The organism is Polaromonas sp. P1_F1 (assembly GCF_056405795.1).
Genome location: NZ_JBFUBJ010000012.1, coordinates 89669 through 103390 on the forward strand (window position 1 = coordinate 89669; position 13722 = coordinate 103390).

At 58.4% G+C, this 13722-nt stretch carries 13 protein-coding genes; 6 read left to right on the forward strand and 7 right to left on the reverse strand.

What is annotated here, in order from left to right:
• Nucleotides 1-51 precede the first annotated feature (51 nt).
• Nucleotides 52-624 carry an adenine phosphoribosyltransferase gene (locus tag AC1DZE_RS22555; RefSeq protein WP_457281899.1) on the forward strand — a complete coding sequence of 191 codons (573 nt, stop codon included), beginning with the start codon at nucleotides 52-54 and terminating at the stop codon, nucleotides 622-624.
• 117 nt (nucleotides 625-741) lie between these two features.
• Here the strand turns inward: AC1DZE_RS22555 and AC1DZE_RS22560 are convergent, their stop codons facing one another.
• From AC1DZE_RS22560 to rpmH, 7 genes are all read right to left on the reverse strand, one after another.
• Nucleotides 742-1533, reverse strand: a complete 792-nt coding sequence (locus AC1DZE_RS22560) for a hypothetical protein (protein ID WP_477670435.1) — start codon at nucleotides 1531-1533, stop codon at nucleotides 742-744.
• Nucleotides 1534-1781: 248 nt separating this feature from the next.
• On the reverse strand, nucleotides 1782-2273 hold the full coding sequence (locus tag AC1DZE_RS22565) for a Crp/Fnr family transcriptional regulator (protein ID WP_122954706.1): 492 nt from the start codon (nucleotides 2271-2273) through the stop codon (nucleotides 1782-1784).
• 185 nt (nucleotides 2274-2458) lie between these two features.
• Nucleotides 2459-3871, reverse strand: coding sequence for a tRNA uridine-5-carboxymethylaminomethyl(34) synthesis GTPase MnmE (gene mnmE, locus AC1DZE_RS22570; RefSeq protein ID WP_477672669.1), 1413 nt, complete (start codon nucleotides 3869-3871; stop codon nucleotides 2459-2461).
• Between the two features lie 119 nt (nucleotides 3872-3990).
• Nucleotides 3991-5709, reverse strand: a complete 1719-nt coding sequence (gene yidC / locus AC1DZE_RS22575) for a membrane protein insertase YidC (protein ID WP_477672670.1) — start codon at nucleotides 5707-5709, stop codon at nucleotides 3991-3993.
• Nucleotides 5706-6023 (reverse strand): membrane protein insertion efficiency factor YidD, encoded by a 318-nt coding sequence (yidD, locus tag AC1DZE_RS22580; protein ID WP_477670432.1) that lies wholly within the window; start codon nucleotides 6021-6023, stop codon nucleotides 5706-5708. Before yidD ends, yidC begins: the two co-directional genes overlap by 4 nt.
• Nucleotides 6020-6439 (reverse strand): ribonuclease P protein component, encoded by a 420-nt coding sequence (locus AC1DZE_RS22585; protein ID WP_477650022.1) that lies wholly within the window; start codon nucleotides 6437-6439, stop codon nucleotides 6020-6022. The genes yidD and AC1DZE_RS22585 overlap by 4 nt, the downstream gene beginning before the upstream one ends.
• 51 nt (nucleotides 6440-6490) lie before the next feature.
• Entirely contained in the window at nucleotides 6491-6625 is a 135-nt protein-coding gene (gene rpmH, locus AC1DZE_RS22590) for a 50S ribosomal protein L34 (protein ID WP_007862708.1), read from the reverse strand.
• A 424-nt stretch (nucleotides 6626-7049) separates the two neighbouring features.
• On the opposite strand from rpmH, the gene dnaA reads away from it, so the two are divergent.
• The 5 genes from dnaA to AC1DZE_RS22615 all read left to right on the forward strand — a co-directional run bounded on the left by dnaA (nucleotide 7050) and on the right by AC1DZE_RS22615 (nucleotide 13481).
• Nucleotides 7050-8444 carry a chromosomal replication initiator protein DnaA gene (gene dnaA / locus AC1DZE_RS22595; RefSeq protein ID WP_457281893.1) on the forward strand — a complete coding sequence of 465 codons (1395 nt, stop codon included), beginning with the start codon at nucleotides 7050-7052 and terminating at the stop codon, nucleotides 8442-8444.
• Between the two features lie 318 nt (nucleotides 8445-8762).
• The gene (dnaN, locus tag AC1DZE_RS22600) at nucleotides 8763-9869 is read left to right on the forward strand and encodes a DNA polymerase III subunit beta (RefSeq protein WP_457281892.1); all 1107 of its coding nucleotides are present in this window, start codon (nucleotides 8763-8765) and stop codon (nucleotides 9867-9869) included.
• A 114-nt stretch (nucleotides 9870-9983) separates the two neighbouring features.
• A complete protein-coding gene (gene gyrB / locus AC1DZE_RS22605; RefSeq protein WP_477700571.1) occupies nucleotides 9984-12608 on the forward strand; it encodes a DNA topoisomerase (ATP-hydrolyzing) subunit B in 2625 nt (874 codons plus the stop codon).
• Nucleotides 12609-12635: 27 nt separating this feature from the next.
• On the forward strand, nucleotides 12636-12893 hold the full coding sequence (locus tag AC1DZE_RS22610) for a DUF3297 family protein (protein WP_092129824.1): 258 nt from the start codon (nucleotides 12636-12638) through the stop codon (nucleotides 12891-12893).
• Nucleotides 12894-13025: 132 nt separating this feature from the next.
• Nucleotides 13026-13481, forward strand: coding sequence for a DNA cytosine methyltransferase (locus tag AC1DZE_RS22615; RefSeq protein ID WP_477700572.1), 456 nt, complete (start codon nucleotides 13026-13028; stop codon nucleotides 13479-13481).
• Nucleotides 13482-13722: the final 241 nt, after the last annotated feature.

Genomic DNA, 13722 nt, shown 5'->3' on the forward strand with positions numbered 1-13722 from the left:
GGCGCAGGCACTGACGGCACAATATGGGCGCCACCCACCCCTGGACACGCCATGCCTGACCTGCACAGCCTCACTCACCAGACCGTCGGCCAGTACCTGAAGAACCATATCCGCACCGTGCCCGACTGGCCGGCCCCCGGCGTGCAGTTTCGCGACATCACGCCGCTGCTGCAGAACCCCAAGGTCTTTCGCGTGCTGATCGACGCTTTTGTGCACCGCTACATGGACGGCAAGCTCCGTCCCGACATCGTGGCAGGGCTGGATGCGCGCGGGTTCATCCTCGGCGCCGTCATCGCCTACGAGTTGAATGTTGGCTTTGTGCCGATACGCAAAAAAGGCAAACTGCCCTTCACGACCGTGCAGGAAACCTATGAGCTCGAATATGGAAGCGCCACCGTGGAGCTGCATACCGATGCGGTCAAACCCGGCGACCGGGTGCTGCTGATCGACGACCTGATCGCCACGGGCGGCACCATGATGGCCGGCAAGAAACTGCTGGAGAAGTTGGGCGCCACCGTCACCGAAGGTGCGGCGATTGTTGACCTGCCCGAACTCGGTGGGTCAGAAAAATTGCGGGCAGCAGGGCTGCCGCTGTTCACCTTGATCGACTTTTCGGGGCATTGAGCCGCCGGATGCAGTTCTGGAAACTGCCCGGAGAGAGCGGACTCAGCTATAACTTTTATAGCTGCTTGCGCCCGCTGCCATTGGGTTGAAGCCGATTTGTCTTAAATTTGAAGCTGCCTAGTTCAAATCGCCATACTGCGTGCTGCTCAGCGCTGGTGACGTGCTGAATTCCGGTGGCATTTCGGTGTCTTCAAAGCCCGTCAACAGGGTGTATGAACGTGAGCGCGGGCCGCTTTGCACTTTGACCCCTTTTTCCGGCGCAACTGCGGGGCCTTGTGCAGACGCAGCAACCAAAGCTTGTTTAAAGGCGGCAACCTCGTCGGCCTGGATAGGCTCATACCGTGGTGTTGCGGGTTTGACGGGCACGGGCGCGCGGGTTTCTACATTGGCTTCAGCGTGTGCTACTACGGGTGCATGTACAACGGGTGCTGGTACAACAGGTGCTTGCACGGCCTGCGGTGGCGTCGGGGCCTGTTTGACCACGACCGCCATTTCCTCCAGACGCCAGTACACAGCGGGTACCGTGATCTCAAAGCGCGCTTTGGCGTGCTGTGTGATCGATGCCTCAATTCCACTCAATTGCTCGGACGTGCCGCCGAATGCTTTTGCCAGGTCCATCATGACCAGGAATTCATTGCCGCTCTGGTCGAGCGAAAGAACTTTGAATTTGTAGCTGGCCGAGAGCACGCCGGAGCGGGTCATGGCCTCACGAATTGCTACGTACAACTGCTCGCGGCGGGCGTGACGCTTGAGCTTGCCGGAATCGGCGGGAGCAGGTTGTTCGGGGGAGAGTCGCTGGGGTACGGACGCAGCGCCTTTGTCACGTGCGGCGGACGCGCGTCTTTGTTCGTCATTCGCAGCCGCACCGGCTTGCTGCGGTTTATCGGAAAACCAGTTTAAAAAAGACATGGGCAATGTTCTCGTGATGAATCTTTATTTTCCGTCAATGCACGGAGTGAATCTGTAAGCAATAGCGCAAACGGTTCAGCTGTTGTTTAGCAGCAAATCCTGTGGCCGACTTTATCGAAACACCCGTACAACTGTCTGGTAAAAAATCACGCCCGTCACGTTTTTGAGAACACCTGTGACGCCCGAAAGTATTACGGCAGGGAGTCAGTTGTCTGATGATGCCAATGGACCCGAGAAAGGGTCGACACTCAGGTCACCGCGACGCGCTTGGGACGGTTATAAAGTCGTTTGGCCATGACCGACCCCATTGCCATGGTCAGCTCCAATGCAATGGGGCTGTGGCGGTTTGCCAGCTCAAGGAACCGCATCGGGGTGAGGCACCAAAGCTTGCAGGGTGTAGACGCATGGACCGTGGCGCTACGCGGCATGTGCGAGAAGAACGCGCCTTCACCGAGCACGGTACCTGCACCCACCAGTGCCATTCGCACGCGGGCTTTTTCATCTTCGTAATGAACGCTCAGCGTGCCGCTTTCCACAAAATACAGCGTGCGATCCAGCGCGCCCTGTTCCATCAGCACCTGGCCACTGTTGAGGGCGAAAGGCTGCATGTAGCTGGCCAGGATGTCCCAATGCGGCTGGTTGAATTGACAGCGCAATGCGTCACTGGCGTGGCAGTGAAGAATTGCTTGGGCAAGGCCCTGAATGTCAAAACGGATGGCGGCAGGTAGTGGAGCGTTCATAGTGGGACGGAAGATACCTTCGCACTACACGGCCCGCAAGAGATGTTAACGGCCCCTTACACCTGATACAGGAAATCCGGAGTTGTAATTTCCCCTCGACAGAAGGCCTTTTTTGACCGTTTTGGTGCGTTTTTCGCGGCATGGCGCCGCTTGTCCCCAGACGGGGCCCGCCTGTCGCCGGTTTACTACTTTCCAATACAGAATCTGGAAAAAATTTCGCCCAACAAGTCGTCCGGTGTGAACGCACCGGTGATCTCGCTGAGGTGAAGTTGCGCCTGGCGCAAATCTTCGGCCAGCAGGTCCAGGGCAGGGTGCCCCGCGCGAATCTGCGCATGGGCTCTCCCGAGTTGTTCGGCGACCTGCTGCAGGGCACGCACGTGGCGTTCGCGGGCCATGAACACACCTTCAGGTGCGGCCTGCCAGCCCACGACGTGCAGCAGTTGCCTGCGCAGCGCCTGCAGGCCGTCGCCGGTTTTGGCGGAGATCAGAACACCGCCGCTGATGGTGCCCAGCACGTCCGCGCCAGCCGCGTCCGACTTGTTCCAGACGTCGATGATGGGCGTGTTGCGCGGCAGTTCACGGCTCAATACTTCTGCGATGTGTGCGTCGGCGGCCAGGTAATCGGCGGCATGCCGGGTCAGGTCATGCAGGAAGAGCACCGCGTCGGCACTGGCGATTTCAGCCCACGCGCGTTCGACGCCGATTTTTTCCACTTCGTCGAGTGCCTCGCGCAGGCCAGCGGTGTCCACCACATGCAGCGGCACGCCTTCAATCTGGATCAGCTGCGAAACCTTGTCGCGTGTGGTGCCGGCAATCGGGGTAACGATGGCGAGTTCAGCACCGGCCAGCGCATTGAGCAGCGAACTTTTGCCGGCGTTCGGCTGGCCTGCGATCACCACCTTGATGCCTTCGCGCAGCAAGGCGCCCTGCACTGCGCGCTGCATCACGCCGGCCAGCGTCACCTGCAGGCGCTCAAGCTGGCCCTGTGCGTCTGCCTTCTGCAGGAAGTCGATGTCTTCCTCCGGGAAGTCCAGCGTGGCTTCGACCAGCATGCGCAGATGGATCAGCTGCTCCAGCAGCGTGTTGACCGCCAGCGAGAATTCACCCGACATTGAACGTGCGGCCGATCGCGCCGCGGTTTCCGTGCTCGCGTCGATCAGGTCGGCAATCGCCTCAGCCTGCGCCAGGTCGATCTTGTCGTTGAGGAAGGCACGTTCGGTGAACTCGCCCGGCTGCGCCACGCGCAGCCCCGGTACGGCCGCTGAGCCTGTCACCGGGTTGAGTGCCGCACCGGCCTCAAGGCATCGCGCCAGTAACAGCTGCAGCACGACAGGGCCGCCGTGCGCTTGCAGCTCCAGCACGTCTTCGCCGGTATAGGAATGCGGCGCGGGGAAATGCAGGGCGAGGCCCTGGTCAATGGCTACGCCTTGCGCATCCCTGAAGGGTAGGTAGGTCGCCTGACGCGGTTGAAGCTGGCGGCCGCAAATCGCCTCCATGACGGGCGCGATGTGCTTGCCGGACACCCGCACAATGCCCACCGCACCGCGCCCGGGCGCGGTGGCGATGGCAACGATGGGGTCGTGATGTCGGGCCAGCATGGTGGTAGATGTTAAGGGGCAAACCGGATATTGGCGCCTGGGTAAGAAGCGCCGCCGCCAAAGCCGGTTTCCCAAGAAAAAGGGCCGCGAAGCGGCCCAATTTTTATTCCGTGTCCGCCTTATTTGAACTTCGGCAGGTTGAACTGCGGCGGCACACCCATGCGAGTGTTAATGACCCACTGCTGGGTGATGGACAGTATGTTGTTGGTGATCCAGTACAGCACCAGGCCGGCCGGGAAGGCGAAGAACATCACGCTGAAGATCAGTGGCATAAACCACATCAGCTTGGCCTGCATCGGATCGGGCGGAGCGGGATTGAGCGCCGTCTGCAGCAGCGTTGTCAGTGTCATGAGCACCGGCAGAATGTAGAACGGATCCTTGGCAGAGAGATCGGTGATCCACAAGATCCAAGGCGCATTACGCATTTCCACGCTGGACAGCAGCACCCAGTAAAGCGCAATGAACACCGGGATCTGGATCATGATGGGGAAGCAGCCGCCCATCGGGTTGACCTTTTCTTCCTTGTAGATTTTCATCATCGCCTGCTGCATTTCCTGCGGCTTGTCCTTCAGGCGCTCCCGCATTTCCATGATCTTCGGATTGATCGCCTTCATCTTGGCCATGCTGGCATACGCTTTGGCATTGAGCCAGTAGAACGCGATTTTCAGCAGCAGCACCAGCGCCACGATGGACCAGCCCCAGTTGTGGATAAAGCTGTGCAGCTTGTCGAGCAGCCAGTACAAGGGCTTGGCCAGGATTTTCAGGTAGCCATAGTCCTTGACCAGTTCCAGCCCTGGTGCGATGGCCTCCAGGGTTTTTTCTTCCTGCGGGCCGATAAAGAATTTCGAGTCAATGGATTTGGTCGCGCCGGGCGCGATCGCGTCCAGCGGCGTGATCATGCCGACGGCGTAGAGATTGGTGTCGACCTTGCGGAAGAACAGGTCGCGCTTGATGCCGTCGCCCAGAATCCAGGCCGAGGCAAAGTAATGCTGCACCATGGCCGCATACCCATCATTCGACTGCTTCTCGACGTCAACCTTGTTGTTTTCGATCTCCTTGAACTCGACTTTCTGGTACTTCTTGGCATCGGTGTATATCGCCGGACCGGTGAAAGTGGAATAGAAGGAAGACTCTCCGGGCGGCTTGTTGCCGTCGCGCACGAGCTGCAAGTACAGCTGCGGCGAAATGGCGGCCGTGCCAGTGTTAATGACGTCGTGGCGCACGGCGATGTCATAGGCGCCGCGCTTAAGGGTATAGATTTTGACCAGCTTCACACCGCCGACGTCGGCGGACTCGAACTTGACTTGCAGCTCATTCAACCCTTCCTTCAGCGAACGCTCGCCAGGGACGACCGTCATCAGGGTCTTGTGCGTGGGGAGGCTGCCGCCGCCGATCAGGCCGGTCTGAGCCACGTAAACGCGGTTGGCGCTTTCGTCGAGCAACACAAAATCTTGGTCCTTGTGATCCTGGTCTTTGTATTTGGCAAAAGCCGAGTGCACAAGCGTGCCGCCTTCGCTGTCAAAGGTCAGCGTGAGCACGTCGGTGTTCACCACCACGCGCTCCTTGGTGGCCGCGGCGGCGATGACTGGGGCACCTATGGGCACAGCGCCAGGCGTTGCCGGCGATGCACTGGCCGCCTGAGGCGTGGGCACCGAAGAAGCGGCCGCGCCGGCGACTGGTGCAGACGCAGGTGCCCCAGCGGCCGGCGCCTTGGCGCTTTGCGTGGCTGACGGGAAAAAGGTCGCCTTGTGGCCGTTATATACCTGCCACTGGTCCCACAAAAGGACCATGGAAAAACCAAAAATCACCCACAGGATGGTGCGGCGGATGTCGTTCATGACGGCGTCTTTTTAGAAGGGGTGGAGGCCACAGGGGTGGCCAGGCGGGAAAAGAGGGGAACAGGCGGCACCGGGTCGTGCCCGCCATCGCACCAGGGATGGCAGCGTACCAGCCGGCGCAAGGTGAGGTAGCTGCCGACTGTTGCGCCGTGCTGCTGCAGGGCCTGCAGTGAATAGGCGGAACACGTCGGCTCAAACCGGCAGGCTGAGCCCAGCCATGGGCTGAGCAACAAGCGATAGCCTTTGACCAGGCCGATCAGCAGGGTTTGCGGCAAACGGAAAAGAGGTGCCAGTGCAGCAAAAACGGAGCTCATGGCGCCTTGGCTCCTGCCTGCATCAGCGCCAGCACTTCGGTGCGTACCGCCAGCTTGAGCTGCTCGGACGTCGCACTGATGAATTCCTTGCGCGAAAAATCACGCCGCAAGCGGACCACAAAAGCAGCCTGAGGATACTGATGCGAAAAATCAGCGCTCACGGTGTAGATCTGTCGTTTGATGGCGTTACGTGTGACGGCGCGTTTGGCCCAGCGTTTGGGAACCATGGCCCCAAGCCAGACATCCTGTACGGGAAACAGCGGCTTTGCCGCGATCACATCAGCCAGCTTGCCTGGCTCAGCTTGCACGGGCTTTGCGTCCAGCGCATTGCGGTGCAATGCGAAGTGCGTTGTTTTTGCAACAATGGCGCCGGCAAGAACTGCCTGGAACTGGGGTCGGGTTTGAAGCCGTTGCACAAGCGCCAGGCGTCAGTTTAAAAAACTGCGAATGGCCAGCAGGAAACAGGCTTATACGGCCAGGCGCTTGCGGCCTTTGGCGCGGCGTGCAGCAATCACTGCGCGGCCGCCACGCGTTTTCATGCGGGTCAGGAAGCCGTGCGTACGAGCGCGTTTGACTTTGGATGGTTGGTATGTGCGTTTCATGATTGAGTCCTACTAGCCGGTCAGCTACAAAGCTTTCCCCTTTGCCGTTACCTTGCCTTAGTTATAAGACACACTGCTTTGGGCGATTCGAATGATCTTGGTGGCCGTACAACACAACCATCTCTGCAAGTCTTCAAGGCAGGCAAAACCCGCCGCGAATCAGGGAAACCCATGATTATCGCAGATTTCCTAACACTGGCAACAAGTTAGCCCGCCCATTTGGGGTAAAGGCTGAGATGCGGCGAACCGGGTCGCTACATACCCCAAACCAGTGCCCAAAATAGGTTGAAACCCGGATCAATTATTTTGTGGATAACTCCTCGTCCGGACTACAATTGCCGGTGCTCAAAATTAACAATATCCACAAGCAGCTCACCGCTGCCGGGCGCCTCTTGCCAGGCCAGCAACCCAGCCAAAACCAGCCATGAGTGAGGCATCCGTCCAAAATCTGAACCAGGACTTGTGGCAGAGCTGCGTCGACCACCTGGCCCAGGAATTACCTGAACAACAGTTCAATACCTGGATCCGCCCCCTGCTTGTCGAGGTCGCTCCCGACCTCACCAAAGTCACCGTTTTAGTGGGTAACCGGTTCAAACTGGACTGGGTTCGCGCCCAGTATGCCGGCCGCATTTCGGCCCTGCTTGAGAAAATTTCCGGGCAAAGCATCCCTCTTGAGTTAGCACTTGCTCCGCGCGAAGCGCCCGCCAAGTCTTCTTCTCTGGTTCGCAGCTTTGAAGGCTCCGGCGTTCCTGAACCCGTCGGCCTGGGCGTTCCCGAAGAAGCCGCCGGCGCGCCGTTCAAGAATCGGCTCAACAGCGCGCTGACCTTCGACACCCTGATTGAAGGCACGGCCAACCGCATGGGCCGGGCCGCGGCGTTACATGTTTCCAGCAGCCTGGGCCAGCTTTACAACCCGCTTTTTATCTACGGCGGCGTAGGTTTGGGCAAGACCCATTTGATGCACGCGATCGGCAATAAATTGCTGTCGGACAACCCCGCCGCCAAAGTTCTCTACATCCATGCTGAACAATTTGTTTCAGATGTGGTTAAAGCTTACCAACGCAAGACTTTTGATGAATTCAAGGAGCGTTATCACTCCCTGGATTTGCTGCTGATTGACGACGTCCAGTTCTTCGCCAACAAGGACCGCACCCAAGAAGAGTTTTTCAACGCTTTCGAGGCCTTGCTGACCAAAAAGTCGCACATCGTGATGACCAGCGACACTTATCCCAAGGGTTTGACGGATATCCACGAACGCCTGGTCTCGCGCTTTGATTCCGGCCTCACAGTCGCCATCGAACCGCCCGAACTCGAAATGCGCGTCGCCATCCTGATCCGCAAGGCCGAAGCCGAGGGCGCCTCCATGCCCGAAGAAGTCGCCTTCTTCGTCGCCAAGAACGTCCGCTCCAACGTGCGTGAGCTCGAAGGCGCCTTGCGCAAGATCCTGGCGTACTCACGCTTCAATCTCAAGGAAATCTCCATCCAGCTGGCCCGTGAGGCCCTGCGTGACCTGCTTTCCATCCAGAACCGGCAGATCAGCGTCGAGAACATCCAGAAGACCGTCGCCGACTATTACAAGATCAAAGTGGCCGACATGTATTCCAAGAAGCGGCCTGCCAGCATTGCGCGGCCGCGGCAGATTGCCATGTACCTGGCCAAGGAACTCACGCAAAAGAGCCTCCCCGAGATCGGTGAGCTCTTTGGCGGGCGTGACCACACCACCGTGCTGCACGCCGTGCGCAAGATGTCTGCCGAGCGCCAGCAAATGACAGAGCTCAACCAGCAGCTGCATGTGCTTGAACAGACCCTGAAAGGCTGAGGAACAGCCTCGATGCATCCCATGAACCCCACGAACCCTCTAGCGTCCGGTTTTCACGGTGTTTTACAGAGCCCAACCACCCTCACAATAACTTTGGGGACAACTTTTGAACAACCCATGGCTTATCCACAGAAGCAGATGACAATCGAAAGTTGTTCATATTCAGCAGTGCAGTTCAGGGGCGTCTGAACACATGGTTAAACAAACGCCAAGTGGTTGATCAAAAAGGGGAAAATGGCACTATCCACAGATGGGCGCCACCCTTATCTACTACTACTAATTTGAATTAAAGAATTAAAGATATATACAGAGGAAGTCATGATCGTTCTGAAAGCAACCCAGGATAAAGTTTTGTCGGTACTGCAGTCGGTGGCCGGCATCGTTGAGCGCAGGCACACCTTGCCCATCCTTGCCAACGTGCTGATCCGCAAAACTGGCGCCCAGCTGCAGCTCACCACGAGCGATCTTGAAATCCAGATCCGCACCACCGCCGAGCTCGACGGCGACGCCGGCAACTTCACCACCACTGTGGGTGCCCGCAAGCTCATCGACATCCTGCGTTCCATGCCCAGCGACCAGACCGTCTCGCTCGAGTCGTCGCAGAACAAGCTGATCCTCAAGGGCGGCAAAAGCCGCTTCACGCTGCAAACCCTGCCGGCTGAAGACTTCCCCCTGGTGCAGGAAGCCGCCAATTTCGGCCCCAGCTTCTCTGTGCCGCAAAAGGTTTTGAAAGAGCTGCTCAACCAGGTTTCGTTTGCCATGGCGGTGCACGACATTCGCTACTACCTCAACGGCATCCTGTTCGTCGCCGAAGGCAAGCAGTTGAGCCTGGTGGCCACCGACGGCCACCGCCTGGCGTTCTCCTCGGCCACGCTCGACGTTGAAGTGCCCAAGCAGGAAGTGATCCTGCCGCGCAAGACCGTTCTGGAAATGCAGCGCCTGCTCAGCGACAAAGAAGGCGCCATCGAGATGCAGTTCGCCGGCAACCAGGCCAAGTTCAGCTTTGAGGGCATGGAATTCGTCACCAAGCTGGTTGAGGGCAAGTTCCCCGACTACAACCGCGTGATTCCCAAGAACCACAAAAACATCATCACCCTGGGCCGCGTGCCCCTGCTGGCCAGCCTGCAGCGCACAGCCATTCTGACCAGCGAGAAGTTCAAGGGCGTGCGCCTCAACATCGAACCCGGCACCCTGCGCGTGGCCTCCAACAATGCCGAGCAGGAAGAAGCCGTCGACGAGCTCGACATCGACTACGGTGGTGACGCCATCGAAATCGGCTTCAACGTCACCTACCTGATCGACGCGCTGGCCAATATGGACCAGGACATGGTGAAGATCGAACTGGCTGACTCCAACAGCTCTGCGCTGCTGACCATCCCCGACGACGCAGCCTTTAAATACGTGGTGATGCCGATGCGCATTTAACGCGCCGACCACACGCTAACCAACAACCAGACCCGCGACTCTCCGCGGGTTTGGTCATTCAAGAGATTGAAGAAATCGAAGCAATTCGAGAAAAGATCGGAAATAAAGCTGGCTATGACTGAAGAAAACACACCGAACGAAGCCGATCAGGTAAACGTCAACGACGGCGCCGCAGGCGAGGGAAGCTCCAATTTCCAGCCCAAGATCGACACCAACCAGGCCGGCGCGTCCGAAGCCTATGGTGAAGGCTCCATCCAGATCCTGGAAGGCCTGGAGGCCGTGCGCAAGCGCCCCGGCATGTACATCGGCGACACGTCTGACGGCACCGGCCTGCACCACCTGGTGTTTGAGGTGGTTGACAACTCGATTGACGAAGCACTGGCCGGCCATTGCGACGACATCGTGGTCACCATCCACACCGACAACTCCGTCAGCGTCACCGACAACGGCCGTGGCATCCCGACCGGCATCAAGATGGACGACAAGCACGAGCCAAAACGCTCAGCTGCCGAGATCGCGCTGACCGAGCTGCACGCTGGCGGCAAGTTCAACCAGAACAGCTACAAGGTGTCAGGCGGCCTGCATGGCGTGGGCGTGAGCTGCGTGAACGCACTCAGCAAGATGCTGCGCCTCACCATTCGCCGTGACGGCAAAGTGCACGTGATGGAGTTCTCTCGCGGCTTTGTGCAAAACCGAATCATCGAACAAGTCAACGGTGTTGATGTGTCGCCGATGAAGGTCATGGACGACACCGACAAGCGCGGCACTGAAGTCCACTTTCTGCCCGACACCGACATCTTCAAAGAGAACAACGATTTCCATTACGAAATCCTGAGCAAGCGCCTGCGCGAGCTGAGCTTTTTGAACAACGGCGTGCGCATTCGCCTCAAAGACGAGCGCAGCGGCAAGGAAGACGACTTTGCCGGCGCCGGCGGTGTGAAAGGTTTTGTCGAGTTCATCAACAAAGGCAAAACGGTTCTGCACCCCAACGTGTTTAACGCTATGGGCGACCGCCAGAGCGACCAGGGCACCAACATCGGTGTTGAAGTTGCCATGCAGTGGAACAGCGGCTACAGCGAACAAGTACTCTGCTTCACCAACAACATTCCCCAACGCGACGGCGGCACCCACCTGACGGGCCTGCGCGCCGCCATGACCCGCGTCATCAACAAGTACATCGACGACAGCGAACTGGCCAAGAAAGCAAAAGTTGAAGTCACCGGCGACGACATGCGCGAAGGCCTGTGCTGCGTGCTGAGCGTGAAGGTGCCTGAGCCCAAGTTCAGCAGCCAGACCAAAGACAAACTCGTTTCCAGCGAAGTACGCGGCCCGGTGGAAGACATCGTGAGCCGCCTGCTGCACGACTACCTGCAAGAGCGCCCCAACGACGCAAAAATCATCGTCGGCAAGATCATCGAGGCCGCCCGCGCCCGTGAAGCTGCCCGAAAAGCACGTGATATGACCCGCAGAAAAGGGGTTCTCGACGGCATGGGCCTGCCCGGCAAGCTGGCCGACTGCCAGGAAAAAGACCCCGCCATGTGCGAAATCTACCTGGTCGAGGGTGACTCCGCCGGCGGCTCTGCCAAGCAGGGCCGCGACCGTAAATTCCAGGCCATCCTGCCCCTGCGCGGCAAGATTTTGAACGTTGAAAAAGCCCGCTACGAAAAGCTGTTGACCAGCAACGAAATTTTGACGTTGATCATCGCCCTGGGCACCGGCATCGGCAAGGCCGGCGGCATTGGCGGCACGCCAGGCACCGACGACTTCAACGTTGCCAAGCTGCGCTACCACCGCATCATCATCATGACCGACGCCGACGTTGACGGCGCCCACATCCGCACGCTGCTGCTCACCTTCTTCTACCGCCAGATGCCCGAGCTTGTTGAGCGCGGCCACATCTACATTGCGCAGCCACCGCTGTACAAGGTCAAGGCCGGCAAGGAAGAGCAGTACCTCAAAGACACCGCAGCGCTTGACGGCTTCCTGCTGCGCATTGCGCTGAAAGATGCGTCTGTGCAAACCGGCGCTGAAGGCAGCACGGTATTGACGGGCGAGACGCTGGCGGAACTGGCCCGCAAGCACCAGCTGGCTGAATCCGTGATTGCCCGCCTGCGCGGCTTTATGGACGCAGAAGCCCTGCGCGCCATTGCCGACGGCGTGAGCCTGAACCTCGACACCGTGGCCGACGCTGAAGTGTCTGCCGTGACGCTGCAGGCCAAGCTGCGCGAGCTCAACACCACCGGCGCCCCCGCCGAAGTGGCCGGCGAGTTTGACACCCGCACCGACAAGCCCATTTTGCGCATCAGCCGCCGCCACCACGGTAACGTCAAGAGCAGCGTGCTGACACAAGACTTTGTGCACGGCGCCGACTATTCCACCCTGGCCGATGCAGCCGCCACCTTCCGCGGCCTGATCAGCGAAGGCGCAAAAGTCATGCGCGGCGAGGGCGAGCGCCAGAAGGAAGAAAAGATTGGCGACTTCCGCCAGGCCATGGCCTGGTTGATAGGCCAGGCTGAAAACGCCACTGCACGCCAGCGCTACAAGGGCCTGGGCGAGATGAACCCCGCCCAGCTGTGGGAAACCACCATGGACCCGACCGTGCGCCGCCTGCTGCGCGTACAGATCGACGACGCCATCGAAGCCGATCACGTCTTCACCATGCTGATGGGCGACGAAGTGGAACCACGCCGCGAGTTCATTGAACAGAACGCCCTGCGCGCCGCCAACATCGACGTCTAAGCGACCACTCAGCCCTTACTTGACACCATGACCGAAGAAACCAAAACAGCAGAGCGCCCAGCGCTGCCTGACCACCTCTCGACCGACGAGCGCAGCCCACACTTCGTCAGAGCGATCTTTGAGCACGACATCGGCATCCGCTTTAATGACAAAGAGCGCAACGACGTCGCCGAGTACTGCATCAGCGAAGGTTGGATCAAGGTGCCCGTGGGCAACAAGGTCGACCGCAAGGGAAACCCGCTGATGATCAAGCTCAAAGGGCGGGTTGAGTCGTTTTACAAGTAGTGCGTAGTTGCATGTGAATGGGTGTACGAAGAAACTAACTACAGATGAAATCGTCCAAAGAAGGTTATAGAAACAAGAAATTTTCCGTCAGCTTCTTGCTTGAGGGAAGTACCTATCTTTTGGTACTCTGATATGAGCCGCTTTATTAGCCTGTTTTCTGGATGTGGAGGATTGGACCTTGGATTTACGCAGGCAGGACATACAGGAAAACTGGCTATAGATATCGACGCCACGGCGTTGGCAGTTCACAGCGCGAACATTGCTTGTCCTACTCTTCAAGCGGACTTAAGTTCAGCTGAGCTACCGCGAGGCGCGTTTAGCTCTTTAGACATCTTGCTTGCTGGTTCCCCTTGTCAGGGGTTCTCCACGGCAGGCAAACGAGACGTAGATGATCCTCGAAATAAGCTGTTGTATGTGACAGCGCAAGTAGCGGACGAGTTCAAGCCAAAAGTTGTTGTTGCCGAAAATGTTCCGGCAGTTCGTGCCGGTGCGCATAAGAAATTTTGGGATGGACTACATGCGCAACTTCGTCGTAGTGGTTATGCAACTCACGATCTTTTAGTTGATTGTTCAGAGCACGGGTGTTGAATTGCACCGAAGTCTGACCCGAGTTTTCCATCGAATTTTGACCCACACTCTTTGTGAGCAGAAGGTGCTCACGATGTGGATAAGTTCTTGGTTTTCTCCTTTTTGGGCTGAGTCTGTGTGGATCTGCCTCAAAGTGCGCCGCTGTTTCCGCGATTTTGTTGCCTCGATTCCCAGCCAGGTGGCCAGCTTCTCAGCGTAGGGATCGAGCTTAGTTGAGCTGACCCGCCTTGGGTACTTGGGC

What these genes read in the sequence shown, in the direction of transcription:
- AC1DZE_RS22555 (WP_457281899.1), top strand. Translation starts at nt 52, where the DNA reads ATGCCTGACCTGCACAGCCTCACTCACCAGACCGTCGGCCAGTACCTG.
- AC1DZE_RS22560 (WP_477670435.1), bottom strand. Translation starts at nt 1,533, where the DNA reads ATGTCTTTTTTAAACTGGTTTTCCGATAAACCGCAGCAAGCCGGTGCG.
- AC1DZE_RS22565 (WP_122954706.1), bottom strand. Translation starts at nt 2,273, where the DNA reads ATGAACGCTCCACTACCTGCCGCCATCCGTTTTGACATTCAGGGCCTT.
- mnmE (WP_477672669.1), bottom strand. Translation starts at nt 3,871, where the DNA reads ATGCTGGCCCGACATCACGACCCCATCGTTGCCATCGCCACCGCGCCC.
- yidC (WP_477672670.1), bottom strand. Translation starts at nt 5,709, where the DNA reads ATGAACGACATCCGCCGCACCATCCTGTGGGTGATTTTTGGTTTTTCC.
- yidD (WP_477670432.1), bottom strand. Translation starts at nt 6,023, where the DNA reads ATGAGCTCCGTTTTTGCTGCACTGGCACCTCTTTTCCGTTTGCCGCAA.
- rpmH (WP_007862708.1), bottom strand. Translation starts at nt 6,625, where the DNA reads ATGAAACGCACATACCAACCATCCAAAGTCAAACGCGCTCGTACGCAC.
- dnaA (WP_457281893.1), top strand. Translation starts at nt 7,050, where the DNA reads ATGAGTGAGGCATCCGTCCAAAATCTGAACCAGGACTTGTGGCAGAGC.
- dnaN (WP_457281892.1), top strand. Translation starts at nt 8,763, where the DNA reads ATGATCGTTCTGAAAGCAACCCAGGATAAAGTTTTGTCGGTACTGCAG.
- gyrB (WP_477700571.1), top strand. Translation starts at nt 9,984, where the DNA reads ATGACTGAAGAAAACACACCGAACGAAGCCGATCAGGTAAACGTCAAC.
- AC1DZE_RS22610 (WP_092129824.1), top strand. Translation starts at nt 12,636, where the DNA reads ATGACCGAAGAAACCAAAACAGCAGAGCGCCCAGCGCTGCCTGACCAC.
- AC1DZE_RS22615 (WP_477700572.1), top strand. Translation starts at nt 13,026, where the DNA reads ATGAGCCGCTTTATTAGCCTGTTTTCTGGATGTGGAGGATTGGACCTT.